Below are 639 nucleotides of genomic sequence, written 5' to 3' on the forward strand. Positions count from 1 at the left end.
GTTCCTTCTTACACATATTACATTTTGGAACTCCAAATAATAGTCATAATGCTAAATTTTTCCAAGAATTTACAAGAATAATTAAAATGAATAATTTTAAAGGTATATCTTTTAAACAATTTCTCTATGCTTTAAAAAAAGTAGGCTGTGATATTCTATCGATTGATGGACATATTGCTCAACAATATATAGAGGGAGAGGAACACCTAGTAAAACAATATATATATTTAGAAGACTTCGAAAAACATATATTCTATATTGAAGATTACTATAACTTATTGACCTCTCCAATTGATTTACTCGTTCAATCACCACATCATAAATCTTCTCTAATTAAGAATGAAGATAGTTTAGAGAAATATTCAGAAAAAATCTTATCTAAAGATATAATCTCTAATAGTCATTTACCAAGTTATGAAAAGTTCTATGACGAAGAAACAATTGACCTATGTACAGAACTTTTTAAACAGGATTTAAAGTTCTATAAGTATAAAAAGTTTAACTGATTGAATTAGTTAAAAGCTAAAATATAATTATTATCAAATAAGTCGGGTAAGTTAGGGGCATTACTGCCCCTGCCTCCCCTAAGAATCGTGCGAGTCCCTTTCGAGACACATCGGCTCAAACGCTGTATACGCT

The 639-nt window shown here is 29.3% G+C and carries 1 protein-coding gene; it reads left to right on the forward strand.

The window, feature by feature from the left end; all coding sequences use genetic code 11:
- Positions 1-506, forward strand: a 506-nt coding sequence (locus tag AC1DWA_RS33055) for a hypothetical protein (RefSeq protein WP_477917655.1), incomplete at its 5' end; no start/stop codon positions are given.
- Between the last annotated feature and the right edge of the window lie 133 nt (positions 507-639).

Source organism: Rhodococcus sp. P4_F3_2 (assembly GCF_056401335.1).